Source organism: Jeotgalibacillus malaysiensis, assembly GCF_044789845.1.
Classification (GTDB): Bacteria; Bacillota; Bacilli; order Bacillales; family Jeotgalibacillaceae; genus Jeotgalibacillus; species Jeotgalibacillus malaysiensis_A.
The window spans coordinates 2,717,121-2,742,812 of record NZ_CP085252.1; the positions used below are offsets into that span (position 1 = coordinate 2,717,121).

Below are 25,692 nucleotides of genomic sequence, written 5' to 3' on the forward strand. Positions count from 1 at the left end.
ATAGATGACTTTTATTAAGGGTAAATGCTTTATAATATAGGATAATTACATGTTTATGGATGGAGGTGTCTGCATGACTATAAAGTTATTAACATCTATGATGATGTCAGCTTTATTTTTACTAATTTTTCTCACTCCGGTCAGTGCATCTGAGGAAGAATGGATTCTTCATTTTGATCAGACAGACCATAAAGAAATTGTTAAACAATTGTTACATGAAGATCAAGTAATAGGAGAATTACCACTTTCCTTATTAGTTTCAGGAACACCCCCTGAGCACCAGCTCATTACAACTGTTGAACGAAACGCTTTAAAGCAGGCGCATGCAGAAATCAGCCCTGATCTTTACATAAATGACCAGTGGGGATTATCAGCTGTTAATCAGCAAACCATTAATGACCTCTACCCTCAGGCGGGGGAGAATCTGCTTAAAAATAACGAATTAATCATTGATAAAAACAAAACAATATTAAACAGCGGAAAGTTTCAAGCTAAAACAATTGAATTTTCACCTGATATTGCTTTATCAAGAATTTCAGTTGAAATTGAAGCAAAAACTGAAGACACCTATTGGGGAATTGAAGTAAAAGATGAAAAAGGAAATCTGCTTGGTGTCAATTACGGCAGATTTACGAGGCTGGATATTTTAATTCCAAACGACAGGCCCATCAACAAAATTCACATTACGCTAATGAATAAAGACAACGTACCTGAACCCTTTAATATTTCATCATTAAAAGGAGTAAACAATCCAGTTGTAGCCGTATTGGATTCCGGCGTTGCACTTCATGAAGACTTTTGTTCAAATATTCTTTATAGTCTCAGCAATGATTATACAAAAGAAGCTTATTCATGGGCTCAGGATACCTATGGACATGGAACGCATGTAACAGGTATCATCGCCTCTTGTTATAACAATGGAATTGGCACTTCAGGAGTCTTTGGTCACGCACCAATCGATGTCCTACCAATGAAAGTGTTAAATGAAAGAGGAACAGGAACTGATTTTGAAATCAGCCAGGCATTATTCGATGCAATAGAATTGAACGTCAGTGCAGTGAATATCAGCATCGCTGGCACAGTTAAAACTGAGTTACTTAAAAATGCACTCATTAAAGCTGCATCACAAGAAATACCTGTCATTGCGGCAGCTGGTAATTACAACTCTTCAACGAAGGATGTCTATCCCGCATCCTATCCAACAGTTATCACTGTCAGCGGGATTAACCAGCAAATGCAAAAGGTTAACACCTCCAATTTCGGATGGGAAGTTGATCTGGCTGCTCCTGGATTTGAAGTACTCAGCACCTATATTAACCCGCCTTACCGTAAAATGAATGGAACTTCAATGGCGGCACCTTTTGTAACTGGAGCAGTCGCTTTAATCAAACATCAATACCCCGAAGATTCACTGCTGTCAATCAGACAAAAGCTATTTAACAGTACTAAGGATATTATGACTGAAGGATATGATCTCTGGTCAGGACACGGCGTAGTTCAATTTGAGCCCGATCGCTGGGAGAATACACCCCCCACTGCAATGGAATGGATGAATTATCGTCAGGGTCAGCCTTACAGCTCAGAAGAATTCCACCTTCTGACAGATGAAGACCTGACTGGCAGTGATCTTCATGTATTTGTAAATGGCCGCGAATCATTCAATGGAAAAATTACAGACCATTATCAGTCAATCAAAATTTCATCGCCGGTACAGCCGGCCTTCAAATTATTTACTGTCATAACAAATGGAGAACAAATACTCGAACAGCAGTATTTAAATCTGGCACCTAACGCGCAGGCAAGCTTCACATTTAGTGATACGGCCAGCAATTACTGGGCTTATGAGGAAATTATGAAAGCTACATCAATCGGTATTATTAATGGTTATGAGGATCGTACTTTCAGACCCGACGCCCCGATCAGTAGAAAACATGCAGCATTAATGATGAACAGATTATTTGAATGGGACACGCTTCCATCAATGGAATCATCGTTTAATGACATCGAATCATTTGATTTTATAACGAAGCATTCTATTCTATCGGCTAATTATGAAAAAGTATTGAACGGATATGAAAACGGGCTTTTTAAACCTAATCAGCAGCTATCAAGATCTCAGATGGCACTTATTTTGTTTCGAGCTTTACAGTTAAATGAATCCAATAGTGAAATAGATCTATTATTTACAGACGTTTCACCAGAAAGTGAAATTTTTTCTGCATTATCTACATTAGTTTCGAAAGGGATTGTTACAAATCAGAAACAATTCAAACCATATGAATCTATCAGCAGAGCTCAATTTTCTGCAATGATGACAAGGGCTCAGAGGTATATGGATAATAAATGAAAAAGAAGCCGGTGCAGTTGCACCGGCTTCTTTTTTTCATTTATGACAAAAAAGAAAACTTTTGTTACATAACTGTAAAACGAAACTTTCTACACATATGCTATGATTTCCCTAGTTGATTTTTTCGGATATTTCGGAGATTCAGAAACATTACTTTTGGAGGTACAGGAACTTGAAGTTATTACAGAAGACGCTAGTTTTACTTTTAGCCCTAACGTTAATTATTCCCATGGCCCTTGACAGCAACAGAGCAGAAGCTGCTTCTGCATCAGATCTAACAAACTATGCCAAGAGATTCTTAGGAACACCTTACGTTTACGGTGGAGCATCTCCTTCAGGTTTCGATTGCTCAGGATTTGTTCAGTATGTAATGAAAAATTCTGCCGGCATTTCAGTACCAAGAACAACAAGCACTCAGTATAACACTGGGACAAGCGTTTCTAAAGCAAACTTAAAGACTGGTGATCTCGTATTCTTCAATACTTTTGGAAGCGGCGTGTCACACGTTGGAATTTACATAGGTGATTCTAAATTTATTCACGCACATAGCTATAAAGGGATTAACATTGATTCTATTAATGACCCTTATTACTGGGGTTCACGATATGTAGGAGCAAAGCGCGTCGGTTCATTCGGCAGCACACCAACACAAACTTCTAAGCCTGCAGCAGCACACTCAGGTATTTATGCAGATATCACTAAAGACTTCTGGGCACATGATGAAATTGCTTACTTAAAGCAGCAAGGCATTATGTACGGTAAAAATGGCGGATCTTACTTCCTTCCTTACGAGCACCCGACTCGTGCTGAAGTCGCTTCTTACATTGCAGAAGCACTTGGACTACAGCGCGTGAATACTGCAACACCATTTAAAGACGTACCTTCTGATTACTGGGCACGCGGTGCAATCAATGCAGTAAACGAAGCTGGTATTATCATGGGAGACCAGAATGGTAACTACCGCCCGACTGAAAAGCTATCAAGAGAACATATGGCTCTAATTTTCACCAGAGCATTTGATTTAAAAGCAGCTTCATCTGAAGTTCAGTTCACTGATGTATCTTCTGAATACTATGCCTATGGCGCAATTCAGTCACTTGCAGCTTCAGGTATTACGACAGGAAAAGAAAATGGTTCATTCGCTCCTCGTGAGCTTGTAAACCGCAGTCAGCTTGCTGCATTCCTGACTCGTTCACTTAAATAAACTTAGGGGTTTCATCCGGATTCATTCTCATTCCGGATGGAGCTTTTTTTATTTGGTTCTTTCATGATACAATGCATTGAACCATTTGATTGGAGGTATTATTCTTTGGCCAGAGAACGTATTGCCGGTATTGACTGGCTCAGAGCTTTCGCCTGTTTGAGCGTCGTCTGGGTCCACTCAATATCCAGAGGACTTGTCACTTATGATCTACCTGAAGCTTCCGTGCAGATCGCACAAATACTTCAGATCGCCTTTATCTTTGCAACCCCAATGTTTGTCATGATGTCTGAATACATACTAAGCTATTCATACCCTGATCGGATACCTAATGGATTTTGGAAGAAAAGAATCATGTATATCCTGATCCCCTTCTTCACAATCCCGTTTGTCTATGCTACATATTACGGACTGATCGGAACATTCACATGGGAAGCCATTTCATCACGGGCATTTGATTATATTCTGTATGCTAGATGGCACGGCTATTTTATTTTAATTATTTTTCAGTTTTATGTACTGCATTTTATATTTAACCGGATTCATAAGTACTTAAACCCGTATTTCATGATTTCTTTATCCATTATGATTACGATGGGCTACAATCTGTTTTTTAAAAACTTCTCATCACCGGGTGGAAACTGGGATCTGATCTGGAATCATTACGGCATTATTTTTTTCCCGGGCTGGCTCGCATTTTTCACAGTCGCTTACTTTACAGGCAGATATGCAGGATCAATTAAATCGTTTCTGAAAAAAGCAGGGCCAGGATTTATCCTGCTCACCATTATTGCATTACTATACTGCATCTACAACGTAATGAACGGTATAGGCAGTATCTCTTCAAGACGAAATGACGTACTGATTTATACGATTCTTTTATTTATGTCAGTGTTGTCTGTCTCAGTTTATATCAATAAAATTCCGTTTCTGATCAGGGTCATCAGCAAATACTCATTTGCGATCTACCTGCTGCATATGCTTCTTCTGCACTTTTATGCAAGGTATTTACCATATGACGTTTCATTCACTGTATTTACACTGAGCGCATTTGCTTTTGGCGTCACCTCCAGCATTTTAATCTCATGGTTACTAAAGTGGATTCCGGGATCACAGTTCCTTATTGGGCAAATAAAAAGATGAGTTTCTTCTATATTATATTCATCAAAAAAGCTGTCGCCTCAATATCGAGACGACAGCTTTTATATTCGATTGATTATAAATCTTAATACTTTCTGTCCTCAAGCATCAGCTGCAGGATTTTTGCGATCTGCGCCTTACTCATGGATTGATTTGGCCTGAAGGTGTCATCGTCATAACCTGACACATAGCCTGCGCTTGATAAAGCATCTACATGAGGTGCAGCCCATGCATAATTCCCCTTCAAATCCTTAAATGCCTTAGGCTCTCCATCAGGTAAATCAAATGTCAGATCAAAAATCTTAGCCATTTGTGCACGTGATAAAGAGTTATTCGGGTTAAACTTTTCAGCCTTTATAAAGATACCAAGATCAGTCAGGGCTGCTATTGCTTTGTAATTAGGGTGTGTAACAGGTACATCGCTGAAGCCCGGGTTTGGTACAGTCTCTTCCACCTCATCTAAATAAAGAACATTATACAGCGCCTGAGCTGCATCCGCTCTTGTCAGCTTCCCCTGTGGTCTGAATGTACCATCATCATAGCCACTCATCACCTGGCGGACAGTCAGACCATCAATGTACAGCTTCGCCCAGTGAGTCCCCGATACATCAGTAAAGCTTTCCGGATGATGAAATGTATCAATGAATGCATTTGCCATCACGCGGTAACCGGTTGTATTCGGATGGATATCCAGCGGGTTCGGGAACCACTGAACTGCATCCCGTCCGAAGTCTGTGTCGATATCAACATAAATACCGCCCGCTCTGGTCACCTGACGTTCGATTGTTGAATTTAAAAACTCAAAGGTATCATTAAAAGCTGCTTTTTGAAGAGTATCTAAAGCCGGTAGAGGAAACGCATATCCTAGTGCATAAACCTCTGCATTAGGGTTGATCGCATTGATCTCTGCGTGAAGTGCAGCAAGGCGATTATTTAATGAAAAGTATACCTTTGACAATTCCTGACGATTAAAAAATAATTCCCCAGTCTGTTCATTCACATTCAGGATCCCAAGCAGGTCATTTCCTCCAGCTGAAAGGGTAATCAGATCTGCATCCTTAAGCTGCTCTCTTAATGCCTGATTCGTCTTTAAATCATCAAGCAGTTCTACTGAATCAAAGCCTGACCTTGTAAACTCCTTCGTGTAAAATTCAAGCTGCCCTCTCTTCGCAAGGTCACGTGCAATATAGTCGCTGTAGCCAATGTCCAGCTGCCGCTGATCATTGATTCCGGCTGCGTATGAATCACCAAGCGGTATATAAGTGATCTGATCCCCGGGCTCATGTGCTGCTGTTCCTGGTAAAAACGTTGACAGTACAACGGTCAAACTGAGTAAAGCAGAAATCAATACCTTCAATTACAACACCCCTTCTATTCATATAAATCAATTATACTACTTATCTTTTAAGGTGGAGAAATTTTTTGGAAAAAATATAATAAAAGCTGTCCGATATTTCACCGGACAGCTTTTTCCCTTACTTAGCTATTGGCAGTACACGTACATAATGACCTGAAACATATGCATCCCTGTTGAGTCCAACATCAGATACAATTTTCAGCCAAGGAATGCTTGATCCATTTGTAGCTTCACCTTGAATAATGATAGGCATATCTGTTTTAGGATACGTAAACAGCTTAGTCTGATCATTTAATTCCGTTGCAGATCTGACATTCAACCCTTCAGTTGTAGTCAAACCTATCTTAAGTGCATTTTTCAAATCTTTACCGCCGAGAGCCTTATCAATTCGATACATATGCCCTGCTGCTTTTGAGCCCCAATACGGATCAGATGCATACTTCACATTGAATCCATATCCTTTATGCCCAAATGCAGCACCATTTGCATGAGGCCCGGTTGGCGGAATATAGTTTTTATTCCAGAATTCATTCAGTAATTCATCTACATTTTCCTGAACTGTTTTAAAATGATCATTCGCAGGATTATCATCATAAACGCGCAGGCCGAACAAATTATTGTAAGTTAATGCCCGCTCACTTAAGCCGTAAGCTGATTCGTGCTGAGCAAGTGCCAGAATCATCAGCGCATTAACACCTTTCTCTGCTTCAACCTTTTTCAGGTGTTTACCAAGGCCCAGCAGCTTGCTACGTTTAGAAGCATCCTTATATACTGCGCTATTTGGATTACGCTCTTCAAGTCTCTTTAACTCATCAACAATGTATTTATCAATTTCCTCTGCAGTATAGTTTGTCTTACTTCTTGCAGGAAGGTGCTGAAAATATTGATACGCCTCAGCTACTTCTTTCCCATTCACATCAAAAAACTTACTGCCATCCCAGCTGTAATAAGTCTTCCCCTGTTCAAGTCCTGCTGGTGCAGGTCCCACAACATAACTTGCAGCTGAACCTCTGCTATTCATATACACACGGTGTACAAGCTCTCCAGTAGTACTTACAGAATAACTTGAGCGGTCTTCAAGCACATTAAAAGGAATAAGCTTTACATTGCTGTGCTTAACATATCCAATTTTATTACCAACCTGAACCTTTACTTTCTCTTTATCAGCATCCAGGTAACGAAGCTCAGTGTCATTTACGACATATGTCCACGCTGAAGTCATCGCTTCGTTATACACATTCGTCAAAGACCCTGCAGCAGTTGGAACAGTCAATGCGACCCCTGTGTTCATCTTAAGAATCTGATCACCATATGTGAGATGTTTTCCTGAGCTTGCCTGATAAGCTTTTAACGCTTCCTCGTATGTCTGGTATTCCCTTTCAACAAAAAGGTTCCCGGCTGAATTATATGATCCGATCCCATAACCTACCTTGGGCTTTGAAGGCTCTTCCGGCACTCCCGGTTCCTCAGGGGGAACAGGCTCAGTTTCAGCTTTAATCGTTTCTAACAGTTCATAAATAACTTTTGCAGCCTGACCACGTGTAGAAGCCTCCTTTGGCGCAAAATACTGCTTGTTGTTAATCGTCTTACCATTGATAATGCCGTAATAAACGTTTACAGATACATGCTCCAAGTAATTTTTATTAATCAAATCATTATCAGCAAAACGCAACGTTGCCCTTTCAGCATCTATCTGAAGATAATCCAGCGCACGCTTTAGCATGACAGCCATGTGCTCCCGGCTGATCATTGTGTAAGGACGAAACGTACCATCCTCATAACCTGTAATGATGCCCGCTCCTGCAGCACCCTGGATACGATTAATCGTTTCCTCATCTGAAGGCATATCACCGAAAGTCTGTGTCGTATCCGGCTCAAGGTTCAAAGCCCTCGCAATCAGCGACGCAAACTGAACTCTCGTAACCTGATTATATGGTCGGAATGATCCATCATCATACCCATTCATAATCTCCTGGCTAACCAAAGCGCGAATCTGCTCTTCCATTGGATGACCAGTTAGATCATCGCTTGCATGAGCCTTTGGTGTCGTACTGACTAATGAAACAACCAGCATCAATGATAGTAATACGCTCACTGCAATCCTGCTATTTAACATTTCCCTGCACTCCCTTATGTGTATCCTGTTTCCGTGACTTTTTGATAATTTTACCTATCTACTATCCTATCACACAGAAGGCATATTTCAGTTTTTTTTTGCAAAAAACAGGTCTTTATGTATAGACGTCTCCAAAAGAAAAAAGATTCATATTTTACAGATGTTCACGAATCTTTTACACTCAGTGGACAGAATGTCTTGTATTTTCAATTATGTATTGATATCATCTGACGATATCCGCTATTATTAAATGGATTGTTTATATAAAAAACAGATGGAAATCTGCATGCTATAAATCTTTATATTATGAAAAGGACAGGAATGAAATTATGCTCAAGTCGTTACAAACAAACGAAAAATTAATATTGCTTTTCTTTTATTTTATAGCACTACAGCCAATCATTGATGTGCTAACTACATTTAGTATCACACAGCTTCAACTCAGTGCCACAGTCGGAGTTCTGATCAGAATCCTATACATGGGACTAAGCGCACTCTTCCTGTTGATCAACTGGAAAAATAGTAAGATTGCCAAGTATGCAGTGATCTATCTTGCAGCATGGGGCATATATCTTTTAGTCAACCTGGGTATCAGCTACATAGAAAAGCCTATTTTCTATTTCGGAGAAGAAATTAAGTACCTTGTAAAGCTCTCATACTTTAATGTAGTATTGCTGAACTTTGTTTTCCTATTCCGCTACTTCTCTAAAAATCTTAACCTGGCAAAAGTATTTTTCCATAACCTGATGATCGCCTCTATCTTCATCGGTGTCGTAATGGTTGTGGCAATTTTGACGGGGACAAGCTTAGAAAGTTACGAATGGACAAAAACTGGATTTACAGGCTGGTTCTTTGCAGGTAACGAACTTGGTGCATCACTCGCAATGATCCTACCAATCGTACTCTACTTCGCTATCCTGAGAACAGAAAAAGTGAAGCATTTCGCTTACTGGATTCCATTTATTTTAGTCAGCTTCTCATTAATCATGATCGGTACAAAAGTTGGATACGGTGCTGTAGCGATTACACTTGTGATGGGTCTTGTCAGTGCAGTCATCGCACTGATTGCAAAAGTAAAACACTTCGGCAATCTGAAAGTCAGCGCCGCATTCGCATTAGCACTATTAATCATACTGGGTGCACTTACACCATTTACACCAGTATTTATGAACACATATGCACACATCGACCTTCTTGAAGACCAGCGCCAGAAGGAACAGGAGCAGGACCCTATAGAAGACATTGATGAAGAACCTGTAGAAGAAGAGGAAAGCAATCTTAACAGTCTGATACTCAGTAACCGGGATCTATTCCTGAACCAATTTGGTGAGTATTATGCTGAAGCCCCTGTCACTCAAAAAGTATTTGGTATGGGTTACGCAGGTAACTTTGAAGAAGTTCCTAAAATGATTGAAATGGATTATTCGGATGTTTTTTATTCAGTAGGGATTATTGGAACCATCCTCTACTTCCTACCACTTCTCTACATCGGAATCTCAGTAATCCGAAACATACTAAAAGAATTTAAAGCTATCTTCTTCCCACACTATGCACTTGTCATCTCAAGCATCGTGCTCGGACTTGGTATTGCACACTTCGCAGGTCACGTATTCACAGCACCAGGCGTCAGCATCTACCTGGCAATCGTGGCAGCGTACTTTTATCACCATTTGAAAACTCAGCGTGTTTGATGTTGTCCCGGTGCCTTTGGTGCCGGGTTGTTTTTTGGGCGACACAGCGGCACACTGGGGACGGAGTTGAGTGATTCATTTTTGTAATCATTCTAAAAATGACACACTCAACTCCGTCCCCGGTGATTCACTGGTAATTCCCGGTGTGTCACTAGTGACCCCCGCTGAGTCATTTCAGGGTTGGCTTGGAGAAAATTGGCTGATACAATAAACAGGATGATTTCATAGAAGTGAGGTTTGGATGTGGAACAATTAATGGGAAGACTGATGCAGAATGAAACGATTAAGTTTATTATGGTCGGTTTTTTTAATACATTTCATTATTATTTGTGGTATTTGCTTTTTACGGAAGTGTTGACGATTCATTATATTGTGGGTCATTGGATGGCGTTTTTGATCAGTATGGTGGGGTCGTTTTATCTGAATACGTATTTTACTTATCGAACGAAGCCGAGCTGGAGGAAGTTTTTTCAGTTTCCGCTTACGTATGTGGTTAATATTTCGGTATCGACCGGAGCATTGTATATGCTGACTGAATGGCTTCAGATCGATAATAAGATTGCACCATTAATTGCTTCTGGTGTGGCGATACCTTTTACATTTGTGATTTCGAGAAAAATATTGAAAACGGAAAAGGATTGATCCGGTGAAGACGTTAAGTATAGTGGTTCCATGTTATAACGAAGAGGCGACGGTGCAGAAGTTTTATGACGAGACGAAGCAGTGGGTTGCAAAGATCCAGGCTGCTGTTGAATATGTATTTGTAGATGATGGGAGCCGTGATCGCACGCTTCCGATTTTAAAGGACATGGCTGAACTTGATTCAGATGTTCATTATATTTCCTTTAGCAGAAACTTTGGGAAAGAAGCTGCGATTTTAGCAGGATTTCAGTATGCAAAAGGCGATGCTGTCGTGCTAATTGATGCTGACCTGCAGCACCCCCCTTCTTTGATTCCAATGATGTGGAAGCATTTTGAGGAAGGGTATGATCAGGTAATTGCAAAGCGTAACCGCACGGGTGAGAAATTTGTGCGTAAGAGATTGACAAATGTGTACTATAAATTGGTCAACCGACTTGTTGAAGTTGAAATTACTGATGGCGTTGGTGATTTCAGATTATTGAGCAGACAGGCGCTTGATGCTCTGCTTTCTTTATCTGAGTATAATCGCTTTTCTAAGGGGTTATTTTCCTGGATTGGTTTCCATGAAAAGATGATTGAGTATGAAAATCAGGTGCGTGTGGAAGGTGCCAGTAAGTGGAGCTTTGCAAGCCTGTTAAACTATGGAATGGACGGCATTTTATCGTTTAATAATAAGCCGCTTCGTATTGCGATTTATAGCGGGATTGGGATTACGCTGTTCGGCTTTATTTATATTTTGATTACGCTTGTGAACTATTTCTTAAATGGTGTGGATACACCTGGTTATTTCACGACAATTTCTGCGATTATCCTGCTTGGCGGAATTCAGCTGCTGTTCCTTGGTATTATTGGTGAATACATTGGCAGGATCTATTTTGAGACGAAACGCAGACCTCAGTATTTGGTCAAAGAGAAAAACTGATAAAGGAGCCTTCTGATGCCTGAAGATTTGCTGAAATGGATAAAAGCCAATATAAAGCGCGAGTGGAAAATTGCATTTTTCTCGGCTGCGGTCATTGGTTTTTTAACTCATATGTATGTCATTACAAATACACTGCCTAATCATGACGGACTGATTAATGTATATAATACGCAGGAAAAGTTTGTATCAGGACGCTTCTTTCTGACATTTCTGGCTGGGATTAGTTCATATTTTGATCTCCCCTGGTTAATTGGTGCACTGTCTATTCTGTATCTGGCACTGACCGCAGTGTTTGTGACCATGCTGTTTGATCTGAAAAAGACAATTTCAATTATTATAGCCGGCGGAATGATTGCTGCATTTCCGACTGTAGGTGCAACTTTTTCTTATATGTTCACTGCTGACGGTTATATGCTTGCAAACCTGCTCACGGTTATTTCTCTTGTAGTCGCTAAAAAGTGGCGCTTTGGTTTTATACCTGGTGCATTGATTTTCTTTGTAAGTGTTGGTACATATCAGGCCAATCTGACAATGTTATTAGTGTTTGCAGGAGTTTATCTCATCAAAGAGCTTCTTAGAAAAGGCTCTTCATTAAGAGATTTCTTCGTACCGCTCCTTCGCTTTTCAGGAGTTGCTGCGATTGGTATGGGGCTTTATTATGCCCTCTTTAAAATTTACCAGACTTTTTTTGCAGGACAGATTACAAATTATCAGGGATTAAACGAAGTTGGAGCCGGTGGTGAAAGTCTTCGGGCAACGCTTGGCAAAATTAGAGATAGCGGGATGGAATTTTTCTTCCATGGTCTGGTGACAGATGCATTTCCAAGATTATATGATTTTCTGAATGTCGGATTTTTCGTCGTGCTGGCGATTGGGCTTGTACTTGCAATTGTTTATCACCAGGTATATAAATCCCCTGCTAAGCTAGCACTTTTAGCCGGAAGCATGGTTGCATTGCCTTTCCTGTCATATCTATTGTACTTCGTGTCTCCAGGCGTAACATATCATATGCTTATGGTAATGGCGATTGCTGCGATTTATCTGTTGCCGATCGTCATTTACGATCAGATGACATTTGCTAAGCGGATTCCTTTACCGGTAAAAGCTTATTCATGGGTTGCAGTATTGTTACTCGGCGTAATCATTTATAATTATGCTGTTATTTCAAATATTGCTTATTTTAACATGAATCTGCGCTATGAGAAATCCTTTGCTACAGTGAACAGGGTGCTTGATCGTATGGAACAGACTGAAGGATATAACGAGCTTCAGCAGATCGGTATCATCGGAGCGCCTGATATCCGCTCTAACCTTGGCATTAAAGTATGGAACAGTATCCCGGAAATGACTGGTGCAATGGGCGATTCATTCATTGGATACCCTGCACATATGGAATATATGCTTAATACGTACTTTGGCGAGGATTTTTATCTCATTAGTGATTTTACGCTTGATGAGTTTAAAGAGATGGAAGAAGTACAGGACATGCCAGTGTGGCCTGAAGAAGGCTCGATTCAGCTGGTGGATAATACGATGATTATTAAGTTTAGGGATTATGAATAACAGATATTGAAGACGAGAGAACTGCCTTTTTAGGTAGTTCTTTTTAGTTGTTGGAGACAGACAGAGTTGACGCCCTTAGGAAATTGAGGTCACATCGGCTGAATTTCGGATCACATTCTCAGGGTTTAGGGGCACATTCGGAGTTTCTCAGGTCAGATTTTCCGAAAAGCTAAATTTTCGGGTCGGATCCACTAAATTACGGGTCACATCAGCTATTTTTCGGGTTACATTCCCCAAATCTCAGATCACATGCACGTTTCCATCCCTCTCCAAATTCACCCGCTACCCAAAATAAAATCTCCAAATTCTTTCTATTCTTTTTCAATCTCAAGACAATTCTGTCTCAGACGATGACAAACCCAAGCTGACAATGGTACGCTTAATCAGTAAAAAAACTGATAGACAGAGGAGAAGTTATGCGTAAGGAAAGAATTGAATCTTTAAAATTTATGCGGGTTGTAGCAATGAACCTGGTTGTGCTGATTCACGTCACTGCACCGGCCATGGCCAATGTTCCACCTGATCATTTTTTATACGATATCTACTTAATGTTAAATCGTTTTACAAGGTTTGAAGGCGCTGTTTTCGTCTTTTTAAGCGGACTAGTTCTCTTTTATAATTATGAAGATAAACCTTATACTTTAAAGACATGGCTGACCTTCTACAGACGCCGGTTTATGTTTATTCTCGGCCCTTATTTATTTTGGTCGATCTTTTATGAGCTTTTCTCATATTATATGGGATACCGCTCATATGAAGGACTTGGCACGATCTGGAATAACTTGCTTGTAGGCGGATCTTATTATCAGCTTTACTTTATTATGATCCTTGTACAGCTGTTTTTCTTTACACCTTTCTTTATTTACCTGATTAAAAGGTTTAAGTTTTTCAACCGCTATTTCTTTATTATCGGCTTTGCCCTCGAATTTCTATATACGATGTGGAATAATGAAACCGGCGCCATTACCTTCCCATTCTTTATGATTTATCTTGGAAGCTTCTTTTTCGGCGGCTGGGTAGGCGTACATTATCAGAAGGTGAAACACTTATGGACGAAAAAAGCGAGTTTTGCTTTTGCTGCATTGACTATTACATTTGGCCTTATTTATACGTATAGCTTTTATTATAGCTATACGCTGGGTGAGCCCTTTATGTCTTATAGCATGATGACGATTGTTAAGATTCTGTTTTTTGCAACCTCATGCTACCTGTTATTTAAAATGGGGACCTGGGTTGAACAGAGTTCACCTGCTCCCCTGCTCGCAGTCATTGAAAGGCTCAGAATCTATTCTTTCGGCTTTTATCTGGTTCACCCGTTTATCCTGGTGATCTGGTCTAATCTGCTGGTTGCTGATACGTTTAGAGAATTTAATATTTATATTGCTTTGAGATTCCCGCTCGTGATGATTAGTACGTACCTATTTATCAGAGTACTGCATCTGATGTTCCCGAAGGCCTGGTTCCTGTTTGGTAACCTGCCTGCAATTAGAAAAGAATCTCCCCCTGCACCATCTAAAAGCTGAGCGTAATGCTCAGCTTTTTTATTCTCTCAAAATAACTTGTTGCTTAAAACATTATAGGAATTAAATACCCAACTTTATAGACCAATAGTATCTATACAATTTCAGTAGCCAAAGATACAAGAATAATATTCAGAAAGGTTAGTTATTTTACAATAATAACAAAGGATCAAACTATCGAATTATTTATCTCAATTTAAATGTAATTCTTTTTAATCAATTAAGTGGTTATTATATGAGCTTAAAGGATGATTTCTATTGATATTAGGAGATATTACTTTAACTTTATAACAAACACGTTACAATTAAGACTATGTGATGCTAAAGGTGTATATACACTTAAAATAGCACCCACTTTTATACTTATAATCTTTTTTAGGAGGACATTATACTATGTCAAGAAATCGTAAATTTTTAGCTGGAACAGTTACTACTGCTCTTGTTGCTTCTGCTGTTGCACCAGTTGCAGCTGCTGAGGAAGCACAATTTGACGCACAGCAGGAACTTTTCACAGATGTTCCGGAGAATAATTCACATTTTGAAAATATTTATAAAGCAGTAGACTACGGTCTATTAAGCGGTTATCCAGATGGCACTTACAAGCCACTAAACGCATTAACTCGTTCAAACGTAGTTAAAGCACTTGGTAAATATGTAATTGCATCTAAAGGATATGAAAGCCTTGCAGAATACCTTGCTGATCACGACCTTTCAGACGTTGAGCCTTTCAATGATGTAACAGCTGATTCACGTGATGCTGAACTTTATAACTTCTCACTGATCGTGAAAGAAGCTGGCATCTTCCAGGGTAGCAACAACAACCTAATGGCTGGAAATAACATCACTCGTCAGCAAATGGCACAGGTGCTTGTTAATGCATTCAACCTTGATGAGATCGAAACTGACAATGAAGTTGAAGTAGAAGATCTTGATACAGCGTTCACAAGCTACCGGGATGACATTCAAATCCTTGCTAACCTTGGTGTAACAACTGTTTCTAACTTCCGTCCATTAGATAATACTTCACGTGGTCACCTGGCTTCATTCCTTGTAACTGCTTATGAGCTTGTACAGGATGACACAACTCCAGTTCTTGCTTCAGGTATTTCAGGCTTTATCACTGACGGTGACGAAGTAGTTGAAGGTGCTGTTGTTGCAATCGGCGACAAGCAGGCTGTAACTGATGAGAATGGTTACTATGAGCTTCTTAATGTAGCTGCTGGGGAAGTAGACGTAACAGTTGCTAAAAAAGGATATAAAACAGTAACACTTGCTGATCAGGTAGTAAAAGAAGATACAGTAACAACTGTTTCTACTGATCTTACAGGTCAATTAATTGATGTATCTGACATCACAATCAGCGGTACAGTTGTAAATGGTGACTCTGGCGCTTCAGTTGACGCTGCTACAGTAACATTTGAAGTATATGATGAGGAAACTAACGAGTGGGTAGTTGCTGGAACAACAGAAACTACTGCGAACGGTTCTTACTCAGTTGATCAGGAATCTGCTGACCTTGCGCTTGGCACAGAGTACAATATGACTGTTGAAAAAGAAGGATTCAAATCTTTCGAGCAGACAATCACAACTGATAGCCAGGAAACTGCTAACGTACTTTCAGGTATCGAGCTTGATGAAATTGCAGCACTTGACCTGACTGTGAACGTAACAGACGCTGCAGGTGAAGATGTTGCCTCTGCTGAAGTTGCTGTTCAGGATGCTGAAGGTAACGTAGTAACTGAAGGAACTGTAACTAACGGTTCGGTTGTACTTCCTGACCTTCAACTTCTTAGCGGCGACTACAGTGTAATCGTTAATGCAGATGAAGATTCTGCAATCTCTTACACTGAATTCACAGTTACTGAAGGAACTGATCAGACAGTTGATGTTCAGCTTGAAAAAGGATTCACAATTTCTGCAGTCATCGGTACTGAAGCAGTAAGTGAAGAATTCCTTGATGGTAGCGATGTAACTGTAGAACTTCTTCGTGGAAACACAGTTGTTGAGACAGTTGATGCTGCAGTATCTGTAGATGCAATCACAGCTTCATTTGCTCGTATAGCACCTGCTGATTACACACTTCGTGTATCTGGTGACTACATCGTAACTGAAACATTCGACGCATTTTCAGTAGACAGCGATGCAGCCTTTGAAGCGCGTGCTGAAGCTGCTGGTGTTGTTGAAGGAACTGTAAACGATGTAGATGCTACAGTTAACCTGCTTGATGCTGAAGGTAACACTGTTGATTCACTTGAATTAACTGATGGTACTTACAAGTTCTCTGGCGTTGCAGCTGGCGAATACACAGTTGAAGTTGTTTCAGAAGACTTCGTTAATAAGTCTGCAGAAGTTACTGTAGAGAAAAATGCAGATACAACTGCTGACTTCACTCTTGAGTCTCCTGCTTCTACTGGTGATGTAGCTGGATTTGTAAGAACTAAAGGCACACTTGCAGCTGCTAACGTAACAGTTGTATACCATAATGAAGAAGGCGCAGTAGTTGATTCTACTGAAACAGTTAACGGCGCTTACAGCCTGACTGAGCTTGCCCCAGGTACTTACACAGTTGTTGTTCGTGGAGATGGATTCGAAACATTCTCTACTACACAGACAATCGAGGCTGGCGACAACCTTGAGCGTGTAAACTACACGGTTGAAACAGGTGCTGACGCTACATTTACAGTAAATGCTGTAGATAGCAAAGGAGAAGAAGTAAGTCTTGAGGATGCAGGAATTACGCTTACTGATTCATTCTTTGATGCAGAGGATAACGTATTTGGCGTTTGGACTGAAACTGCTGTCGGTTCTACAGTAGAATTCACTTCACTTTCTGCTGGTGATTATGACTTCACAATCGACTTTGCTGATGGTTCAGAATATGTTGATGTTGAAGAAACAGCAACAATCGCTTCTGGTGAAGATGTTGCGCTTGAAATCACTGTAGCTGAAAAAGCTGCGATGCAGGACGTAAGCTTCCGCGTAGTTGATGAAAACAATGCTGACGCTACAGCGAAAGCAGTTGTTTTCAACGAAGATGGTTCAGTTAACACAATCATTAACAGTGACGGTGAACTTTCTCTTGTAGACGGTAACTATACAATTGCATTCTTTGCAAATGGATATGCAGTTGAAACAAGAGACTTCACAGTTAGTGGTAACGCTCTAACAATTCCGGTTGTTCAGCTTATTAAAGTAACTAACTAATATAAATGACCCCCTGACCGCAAATGTGGTCAGGGGGTTTTTAATATCGTTTCATTTTCGAGGATTTATGCGTGTGCTGCCTGAGGTTTTCAATTGAGCAAACCTGATTTCTGCCTGCACCTTTTGCGATATATAAGGATTGATCGGCTGTTTCAAACAGCATGTCCGCCGGCGCGTGGTCTGAATGAGCTACGCCAATTGAAGCTGTAATTTGAAGCTCAGGTTGATTGTTCAAAAGAAACGAGTGATTCTCAATCGCACTGCAAATTTCATTTGCCTGCTGTAATATTTCCTTTTCAGTGACCTGTTGAACCAGGATGGTAAACTCTTCTCCCCCATTTCTCGAAATCGTCCCACTGCTATGATGGCTCAGAATTTTAGCCAGTTCTCTCAGAATTTCATCTCCAACAGCATGCCCATAATTATCATTGATACTTTTAAAATAATCGATGTCAATGATCATCAGGCCCAAGCTAATCCCTGACTGCTCATAGTCGCTCAAATAGCGGTTATAGTAGCGGTCAAACGATCTGACATTGTATAGATTGGTTAATGGATCCTTCATTGCATTTTCCTGAACCTGATAAAATGTATCAGTTGCATGACGGATATATCTTGCAAAATACAATACAAGATAGCCACCTGCTAAGGCTCCAATAGCATGCAGAACTGCAGCATCCAGGACTTCTGAATAATTATCAGTGACGAAAAAAAATGCAGCGGAAAAAATACTTTGTGCATAGATAAGCATAATCGTCCATTTTTTCCAGACAGACCATTTCACATACTGACCGATCAAACCAGTTCCAAGCCCTATCAAAATCATCATGATCATCGCTACATGAGATGACATATTGACATCAATTAAATAGCGGCCGCCAATCACAATGCCAGTGGCGATGATTGCAGGAATTAGACCACCATAAAAAGCGACCATTGCCACAGCAATATGTCTGAAATCCAAAATAGTTATGTCGTTAATTGTTAGACTGAAATTCATCAGCAATACACCGAAAACACCTGCAATGATTCCATCAATCACTTTTAGATCAATACCTGAATCGACTTTTAGCTGTCTCTTTTTAAATAGCTGATGCCACAAAAAAGTAAAAGAGATCATAATTGAAATATTAATAATAAAATCTCTCAGCATAAAGACACCTCACAGGAATGTCATAATCCTCTTATTTTCAAAAATTATAACATGAGATAACTGATGAATAGTAAAATAGTTTAATAACCTCCTATAAATATAGTTCATTTAACCCCTTTTTCTATAAATTAAAAAGCCAGATCCAGATTGATCTGACTTTCTCATAAAATATTTATTCAGGCTTTCCTGCACTATCATATTGTTCCTCAGCCCATAGCTTTCCTTCTTTTGTTAATTGATAATGAACTTTATTTGCATTTTTCACTTTTTTAGTCAGTGGTCTGGTTCTGCTTAATCCTAAATAGACAGACCTTGGCAATCCATCAAATTTATAAATTTTAACGATTAACATATAGATAAAGTTCGGACGCATTGGACCTGAAATTCCCTTTTCATCAAGTAAATAGAGAAGCTTAAGAATTCTGTCTTCCATCACGTACTCTTCTTGTAAAAGATGCAATTCTTCCTCAGTGAGTAAACTGATAAATTCTTCAGCTGTTTTTTGCTGCACCTCATTTTCATAGCTTTCCATTTGTGAAGATGCGTTATTCAGACTGGCCTGTGTTTTGATGAAACTCACACCATCCTGGGTTAGAGAATATGCTTTTGCACCTTCAACCTTACCCATTGGTTCCAGGTAATTCTTTCTCACACATTGGTTGATGCATAAATGAATATTTTGAGGGGGTTTAATTTGTGCGTGTTGATACATTGATCGGATAGACTTCGCAGTAATTAAATTTTCCTTCTCACTCTGTACCAGAATATATGAAATACCTAAACAGTAGATCCATTCAATTCTTGTCCCAAGACTGTGAAGGAAATCATGAACCTCCTTATCACTGCTTTTAAATGAAGGACTGATCAGCTGATTTCGCTTCATAATGTGATCAACATTTTCAGGCGCCCGGTGATTAATTTTAAGGTTTACTTTAAATGGTTGATCTAACGGAGCTTTTTCCTGGTCTTTTAAATATGATAATACCATTGAGATATGCTGATCAATTAGTTCACTGTCCCCATTTATTGTGTAATCCTGATCCTCATATTCTATTAATAGCTCCCACTTTCTATCAGCCACTCAAATCCCCCCCATTCTCCTAATACAAACATAGTCAAAAAGTCACGAAACATATCTATATATTAGTATATATTTTCCTTGTTTGCAACTGAAAAGAAAATTTAATGCTTTTTTATAAAAATATTTAAGCAAAAAATAATAAAATCAACAAAAACAGCTCCCTGGAATACCAGGAAGCTGTTCTACTGTTACCTTAATGATTAGTTAATCTGATCAACGTCAAGGAAAATCGAAAGCATTTTAGAAGCCTGTGCTCGAGTTGAGTATGCAAATGGACGGTACTCATCACCGTAACCGGAAGCAATACCATTCTCATAGACGAATGCTACTGCATTAGCAGTTTCTCCGTCTCCTCTAACATCAGTAAAGTAATCAGTTGATTCAGGTGTATATGCATCGTTACCCAGGTTGTAAGCTCTGTTTAGCATAAGCGCCAGTTGTGAACGTGTAACAGGTGCATATGGTCTGAATTCGCCATCAATTCCTTTAACAATACCAGAAGCTGCTGCTGCTGCAATTTCAGCCTGTGTTGCTTCTGCCACATTATCAAGGTCACTGAAAGATGCTGCTTCATCAGTTGTCAGGTTAAGACTTCTTACGATTAGTGAAGCTGCCTGAGCACGTGATAGTGTACCAAGTGAATCAAACATTGTAGCTGTTTTACCACTAAGTACTCTTTGCTCGCTGCCTTTTACTTTTTGGTAATAAAGGTCAGCAACATAAGGCTGGAACCAGTTAGCAGGTGATACATCCTCAAACGGAGTCAGGGCAATGATACGTCCTTCTTCTATAGGCGCTACCTCACCAGTTGTTTCCTGAAGATAAAGCATTTGCTCTGCTAATGTTTCGGTATCCCGGACGCCAAGCTCAAGTGCACGGCCTTCTTCATAAGCAGCTGCAAGCATATCGAAGTTGTCTCCGCCTTTAGCTGTAAAAGCATTTGTTGCTACTTTGTACATTTCTTCGCTATCAATTGCTACTTCTTCCCCATCTACCATTACATAGGCTTCAGTTACTCGTGAGCCCGGCTCCTCTGATGGATCAAAAACAAACTTCATCCCTGCTACATGAAGGAATGCACCCTGTTCTCCAGGATAATCTCTTACACCATGCTCTAGAGCGGCAAGGATTTCAGAGCCGTATAGATCCATAACTGCCAAGTCATTATTAAATGTAAGAACGGTAGCTACTTCTCCAAGTGTGATTGTACCTTCATCAATTGATGAACGGATACCACCGCCGTTTTGAATGGCCATCACAGTATCGCTTTCAAATTCCTGCGCTTTACGCAGCATACCGTCAGCAATCAGGTTACCAAGATTCGTCTCAGCAAGTCTGACACCGCCAAAGTTGTTATCTGTCTTACGGAGACCATCTAAAAAGACCGTAGCCTCAGCGTCAACTTCTCCATTGCTGACCGGCTGCATCATTAACTCATCAACCTGCTCTTTATATGGAGCAAGAAGTGCTGCAGCTTCTGCATCTTCACCTTCTACTTTTTCGATTTCATGTAATGTACCTGTATAGTCCTCAGTAAGGACACCGTTTGCATCAAATGTTACATCAAGCTGTCCAAGGAACTTATTATTTGCATCAGCCTGAACAATGACAGTTGGTTCAGTACGCTCATCATACAGGTATGGTGGCATAATTTCTGTATGTGTATGTCCACCAACTATGATATCAATACCTTCTACTTCTTGTGCCAGCATCATATCGTTATCAACTGCTGCTGAATCATTAAATCCAATGTGAGTTAATGCGATAATTTTATTTACACCTGCTGCTTCAAAAGCTGCTACAGCTTCTTCCGCTGCTTCAATGTAATTCGAGAATGTAACCGGTCCAGGACTTGCAATCCCTACAGTATCTTCAGTTGTCAGACCGAAGATCCCGACTTCTTCACCGTTTACTTCCTTAATCACACCATTATAGACTTCGCCGTTAGCGAATTCTTTTGTGTACTCATTCTTTTGAAGGCCATCAAAGAATGTGTCTTCAGAAAAATCTACGTTTGTTGCAACAAAAGGAAAGTCAGCACCTTTAACGAAGTTAGCAAGTGCTTCATTTCCACTATCTTCGCCAAGATCAAATTCATGGTTACCAAATACCATTGCATCGTAGCCCATTAGGTTCATAAACTCCAGATCAGCCAGACCTTTAAACTCCTGGAAATACAATGTTCCTGAGAATACATCCCCTGCATCAAGTAAAAGGTTATTATCAGGCATCTCAGCCTTTAATTCTTTTACTAATTTGACACGCTTTGCTACATTATTCAGATTCGCATGCGTATCATTCGTATGTAACACACGCAATTCGAATTCATGGTTATCTGCATGCGTTTCAGCAGCCTGGAATCCGAATACACTTACCGCCATTGCACCAGCAACAGAAGTCATTAATAACTTTTTCTTCATTTGACACCATCCTTGTAATTTTTTCTGACAACACTATTATATATGCTATTTGTAAAGCTGAGTTAAGAGAATTGTAAAGACATATATTGAAAGCGTTGTCAATCAAAATCGTACCATTATTCTTCATTCAGAACAACTTAGATTTAACAATATTATAAAAAATCTGATAGAAGCGCCATATAGCATTAAAATCCATAATAGTATTTATAACCAATAAATCGATATATGAATAATCATTATTTAATACTAAAGAGAAAAATAGTCATGAAGAACAAATTTATGACTATCAGTTATTTTTTCTTAATATTCTAACTGCCCCATTAATTGAAGGAAGTTCCCTGAAATTAATCATCCATATATAAAAAAAGGCTCGCACAAACCATCAAAACAGTCTATAATGTTCTTTATAAAGAACGATCGTTGAAGTAGGGGGTCAGACCCTGTCCTTCGGGCGAAGGGCAGGGTCTGACCCCCTACTTCGCTCTCCCTGCCACCGCTCAACACAAACAGACAGGATGGAAGGCTTTATGGAAGTAATCGATACGCTCGGTGGCGTAACGATTATAAATCAGCAGGCATTTGAATATGGAGGTTTTACCTTTCCTGAGGGAGAGATTCGCCTTCATTCCGGCAAAGAAGCAATGGAATACGTTAGGATGCGTTACGACGATCCAAGGGGAGATTTTGGACGACAGGAAAGACAGCGGGAGATCGTGCGAGGTATTTTAAATGAAGCCGCTCAGTTTGAAAACGCATGGAAAATCAACCAGTTGTTAAATGCACTCAGTGAAAATGTACAGACAAACCTTCAGATGGAAGACATGATAGACATTCAGAGACACTATCGCCCAGCAATGAATGAAATCTATTATTATGTGGTACCGGAAGCCTCTATTAAAGAATGGTCAAGTCGTCTGAGACATGAGTTAGCGCTATAAAAAACTGTCATTCTGTGAATTTATTCAAGCACAGAATGACAGTTTCAATATTATTTACCGATAAATACAAGCACGTAATAGCTGCCGTATTCTCCACCCTCAGCATACCCTACGCCAACATGCGTATATGACTGATGAAGAATATTATCCTTATGACCCTGGCTATTCATCCACGCTTCAACAACCGCCTTGGCAGATTGCTGACCTGCTGCAATATTCTCACCTGCAGCTACTCGTGTTACGCCTTCATTATCAAGCATATGAAAGACCGATCCATAAGTCGGAGAATAATGATCAAAATAATTATTTTCCATCATATCAAAAGCTTTTAGATTAGCTACCTTCTGCACTGACTGATCTGTAGACAGCGGCTTCAGACCAGCAGCATTTCTCTCAGCATTAATGCCATCAAGCACAGCTTTAGTCATTGCTTCATCTACTATGTTTGAATCATCACCCGATGGTTCACTTTCATAACCATCCATACCAAGCACTCTGTATAAAAAGACCGCCATTTGTGTACGGTTCACACTTCCAACCGGATCAAAACGCTCAGGTGTCTTACCGGTCGTCACTTCATTTGCTAAAAGCGTGCTGATATAATCATGCGCCCAGTGTGTTTCTGGAACATCATCAAATTGCTGATTAGATAAACCTGTTAATTCAAACGTTTCAACAAGAACCTTCGCCATCTGATCACGTTTTAATGAAGCACCCGGATTAAATTTATCCGCTTTAACAAATACGCCTTCATCTGTTAACGCCGCAATATACTCATATCCACTTGTTTCTTTATTCACATCAGAAAAACCAGGATCCGGACGGTTGCTTGTATCAATATCCATCGCACGGCCAATCAGCATCGCTGCCTGACCGCGTGTTACATCACGATGCGGCTTAAACGTCTGATCCTCATATCCTTTAATCACACCCTCATCTGCTAGAGTCACAATCATATCATAGGCCCAATAATCGGCTTCAACATCACTGAAAACTCCGGAAGTCTTCCCCTGATTTGCAGGTAAAAGACCAATCATTAAACTTAAGCTGAGTAAAATAAAACCTAACTTTTTCAAACTGATTCGTTCTCCCTTCCATATATCTTAAAAAATTGTTCAACTACTGTCATATTTTATAGGAAAATGTCAGGGATAAAAGGAATATTTAAAGAATAATGTAAAAAGAATCTATATGACTAGAAAACTCGTAATTCACTGCATCCTTTTATCATGCAGACTGTTTCTTTCATCCTATCTGAAAGTATTGGTTTATTTAACTTCTACTAATTCAACACGAAGGTGCTCTTCCCCATTATTGATCCAGGTCGACTTAACAAGACCGATGTCAGGTACATAATAATCAACACGATTCAAGCCTCTAACTTCAACGGCATTGTTAAATGTACCAGCTTTAGTCGAGACAGTCGCAATAGTGTCAGTTATTGTAAACCGTTCCGCATGAGGATCAATCCAGGAATGTCCTTCTTTCACAGGGTAGCCAAACGCAAAGCTGAACACCAGCGTCGGCTCACTGTAAGCAACCCCATTTGACGTTTCAATAAATGGCCGTTCTGCTTCAAGTACATACCCATCTGTTGTTTCAGATTTTTCAAGCCAGGTATCTCCGCTAACATGACTGAATGTGCTGAAATGATTACCGAATTGATCTGTCTGGTAGACATAAGTGTTAGCCTCATCCGGCATAAAACTTACCTCAGGCAGCTCCGGCTTAAAATTATCCTCCAATAACCGTGCCATAAACACTGCAAAATGCTGACGCGCAATATGGTCTTCAGGTCTGTATGTACCATCACCAAAACCGGTTGTCACATCATTTGAAGCAAGACTATTCACATACTCATTTGCCCAATGCAGCATATTTACATCGATAAAAGAGATATTCTGAGTATCGAACAATCCATACCCCTCACTCAACACCTTGGCCATTTGCGCTCTCGTCATCGGTGCATATGGGTCAAAGTACTGCTCACCGTTTTTATCTGTCTTACCTGAAATCAATCCTAGTTCAACTGCCTTCGCTACATCCCCATATCCGTAATCACCCGGCTGCACATCGGAAAACCCCGGGTTACCCGGATTCAGAACGTCATCACCCATTTCTCTCACCAGCATCTGAACCGCCTGTAAACGTGTAAGACCTTCTGTCGGCTTAAACGTTCCATTGTTATATCCAGATATTATTCCCTCATTAGTTAAAAAATCTATCTCACTCTTATATAGCTGAACATCCGAAAAAGCATCTGCTTCAGCTGAAAATGCCAGCATGCCAGCAGCAACAAAAACTGTACTAAATAATTTCTTCAAAACCTATAACCTCCTGTCTGATTCTACAACAAACTAACATAGCAGCTTTCCAAAGAAAATACATATTCATTAA

The 25,692-nt window shown here is 39.9% G+C and carries 17 protein-coding genes; 10 read left to right on the forward strand and 7 right to left on the reverse strand.

All coding sequences use genetic code 11. The features are described 5' to 3' along the window. The first annotated feature begins 73 nt into the window (after positions 1 to 73). The 3 genes from LG330_RS14430 (at position 74) to LG330_RS14440 (ending at position 4,691) form a co-directional block, all read left to right on the forward strand. On the forward strand, positions 74 to 2,347 hold the full coding sequence (locus tag LG330_RS14430) for a S8 family peptidase (protein WP_404404978.1): 2,274 nt from the start codon (positions 74 to 76) through the stop codon (positions 2,345 to 2,347). 172 nt (positions 2,348 to 2,519) lie between these two features. Further along, on the forward strand, positions 2,520 to 3,551 hold the full coding sequence (locus tag LG330_RS14435) for an NlpC/P60 family protein (protein ID WP_404404980.1): 1,032 nt from the start codon (positions 2,520 to 2,522) through the stop codon (positions 3,549 to 3,551). Between the two features lie 105 nt (positions 3,552 to 3,656). Further along, positions 3,657 to 4,691 carry an acyltransferase family protein gene (locus LG330_RS14440; protein ID WP_404404982.1) on the forward strand — a complete coding sequence of 345 codons (1,035 nt, stop codon included), beginning with the start codon at positions 3,657 to 3,659 and terminating at the stop codon, positions 4,689 to 4,691. An 82-nt stretch (positions 4,692 to 4,773) separates the two neighbouring features. On the opposite strand, the gene LG330_RS14445 is transcribed toward LG330_RS14440, so the two are convergent. Next, positions 4,774 to 6,045 (reverse strand): S-layer homology domain-containing protein, encoded by a 1,272-nt coding sequence (locus LG330_RS14445; protein ID WP_404404984.1) that lies wholly within the window; start codon positions 6,043 to 6,045, stop codon positions 4,774 to 4,776. A gap of 118 nt (positions 6,046 to 6,163) precedes the next feature. Beyond that, positions 6,164 to 8,161, reverse strand: coding sequence for an S-layer homology domain-containing protein (locus tag LG330_RS14450; RefSeq protein ID WP_404404986.1), 1,998 nt, complete (start codon positions 8,159 to 8,161; stop codon positions 6,164 to 6,166). Between the two features lie 329 nt (positions 8,162 to 8,490). Between LG330_RS14450 and LG330_RS14455 the strand changes: the two genes are divergently transcribed. The 6 genes from LG330_RS14455 (at position 8,491) to LG330_RS14480 (ending at position 17,703) form a co-directional block, all read left to right on the forward strand. Beyond that, the gene (locus LG330_RS14455) at positions 8,491 to 9,852 is read left to right on the forward strand and encodes an O-antigen ligase family protein (RefSeq protein ID WP_404404988.1); all 1,362 of its coding nucleotides are present in this window, start codon (positions 8,491 to 8,493) and stop codon (positions 9,850 to 9,852) included. 243 nt (positions 9,853 to 10,095) lie between these two features. Continuing rightward, entirely contained in the window at positions 10,096 to 10,494 is a 399-nt protein-coding gene (locus LG330_RS14460) for a GtrA family protein (RefSeq protein ID WP_404404990.1), read from the forward strand. 4 nt (positions 10,495 to 10,498) lie between these two features. Further along, positions 10,499 to 11,416 (forward strand): glycosyltransferase family 2 protein, encoded by a 918-nt coding sequence (locus LG330_RS14465; RefSeq protein WP_404404992.1) that lies wholly within the window; start codon positions 10,499 to 10,501, stop codon positions 11,414 to 11,416. A gap of 15 nt (positions 11,417 to 11,431) precedes the next feature. Beyond that, positions 11,432 to 12,979: a glucosyltransferase domain-containing protein gene (locus LG330_RS14470; RefSeq protein ID WP_404404994.1), complete on the forward strand. Its 1,548-nt coding sequence runs from the start codon at positions 11,432 to 11,434 to the stop codon at positions 12,977 to 12,979. Between the two features lie 416 nt (positions 12,980 to 13,395). Further along, positions 13,396 to 14,502, forward strand: coding sequence for an acyltransferase (locus LG330_RS14475; RefSeq protein WP_404404996.1), 1,107 nt, complete (start codon positions 13,396 to 13,398; stop codon positions 14,500 to 14,502). A 390-nt stretch (positions 14,503 to 14,892) separates the two neighbouring features. Continuing rightward, the gene (locus LG330_RS14480) at positions 14,893 to 17,703 is read left to right on the forward strand and encodes a carboxypeptidase regulatory-like domain-containing protein (protein WP_404404998.1); all 2,811 of its coding nucleotides are present in this window, start codon (positions 14,893 to 14,895) and stop codon (positions 17,701 to 17,703) included. 40 nt (positions 17,704 to 17,743) lie between these two features. Here LG330_RS14480 and LG330_RS14485 read toward each other — a convergent pair whose 3' ends face one another. The 3 genes from LG330_RS14485 to LG330_RS14495 form a co-directional block, all read right to left on the reverse strand. Continuing rightward, on the reverse strand, positions 17,744 to 18,856 hold the full coding sequence (locus tag LG330_RS14485; RefSeq protein ID WP_404405000.1) for a diguanylate cyclase: 1,113 nt from the start codon (positions 18,854 to 18,856) through the stop codon (positions 17,744 to 17,746). A 172-nt stretch (positions 18,857 to 19,028) separates the two neighbouring features. Next, complete coding sequence (locus LG330_RS14490; protein ID WP_404405002.1) at positions 19,029 to 19,937, reverse strand: hypothetical protein; 909 nt, start codon at positions 19,935 to 19,937, stop codon at positions 19,029 to 19,031. Between the two features lie 200 nt (positions 19,938 to 20,137). Beyond that, positions 20,138 to 22,357 (reverse strand): 5'-nucleotidase C-terminal domain-containing protein, encoded by a 2,220-nt coding sequence (locus tag LG330_RS14495; protein ID WP_404405004.1) that lies wholly within the window; start codon positions 22,355 to 22,357, stop codon positions 20,138 to 20,140. Between the two features lie 527 nt (positions 22,358 to 22,884). Between LG330_RS14495 and LG330_RS14500 the strand changes: the two genes are divergently transcribed. Next, complete coding sequence (locus LG330_RS14500; RefSeq protein WP_404405006.1) at positions 22,885 to 23,295, forward strand: LCP family protein; 411 nt, start codon at positions 22,885 to 22,887, stop codon at positions 23,293 to 23,295. Between the two features lie 50 nt (positions 23,296 to 23,345). Here LG330_RS14500 and LG330_RS14505 read toward each other — a convergent pair whose 3' ends face one another. Both LG330_RS14505 and LG330_RS14510 read right to left on the reverse strand, forming a co-directional pair. Beyond that, positions 23,346 to 24,371: an S-layer homology domain-containing protein gene (locus LG330_RS14505; RefSeq protein WP_404405008.1), complete on the reverse strand. Its 1,026-nt coding sequence runs from the start codon at positions 24,369 to 24,371 to the stop codon at positions 23,346 to 23,348. Positions 24,372 to 24,563: 192 nt separating this feature from the next. Beyond that, positions 24,564 to 25,619 carry an S-layer homology domain-containing protein gene (locus LG330_RS14510; protein ID WP_404405010.1) on the reverse strand — a complete coding sequence of 352 codons (1,056 nt, stop codon included), beginning with the start codon at positions 25,617 to 25,619 and terminating at the stop codon, positions 24,564 to 24,566. Positions 25,620 to 25,692: the final 73 nt, after the last annotated feature.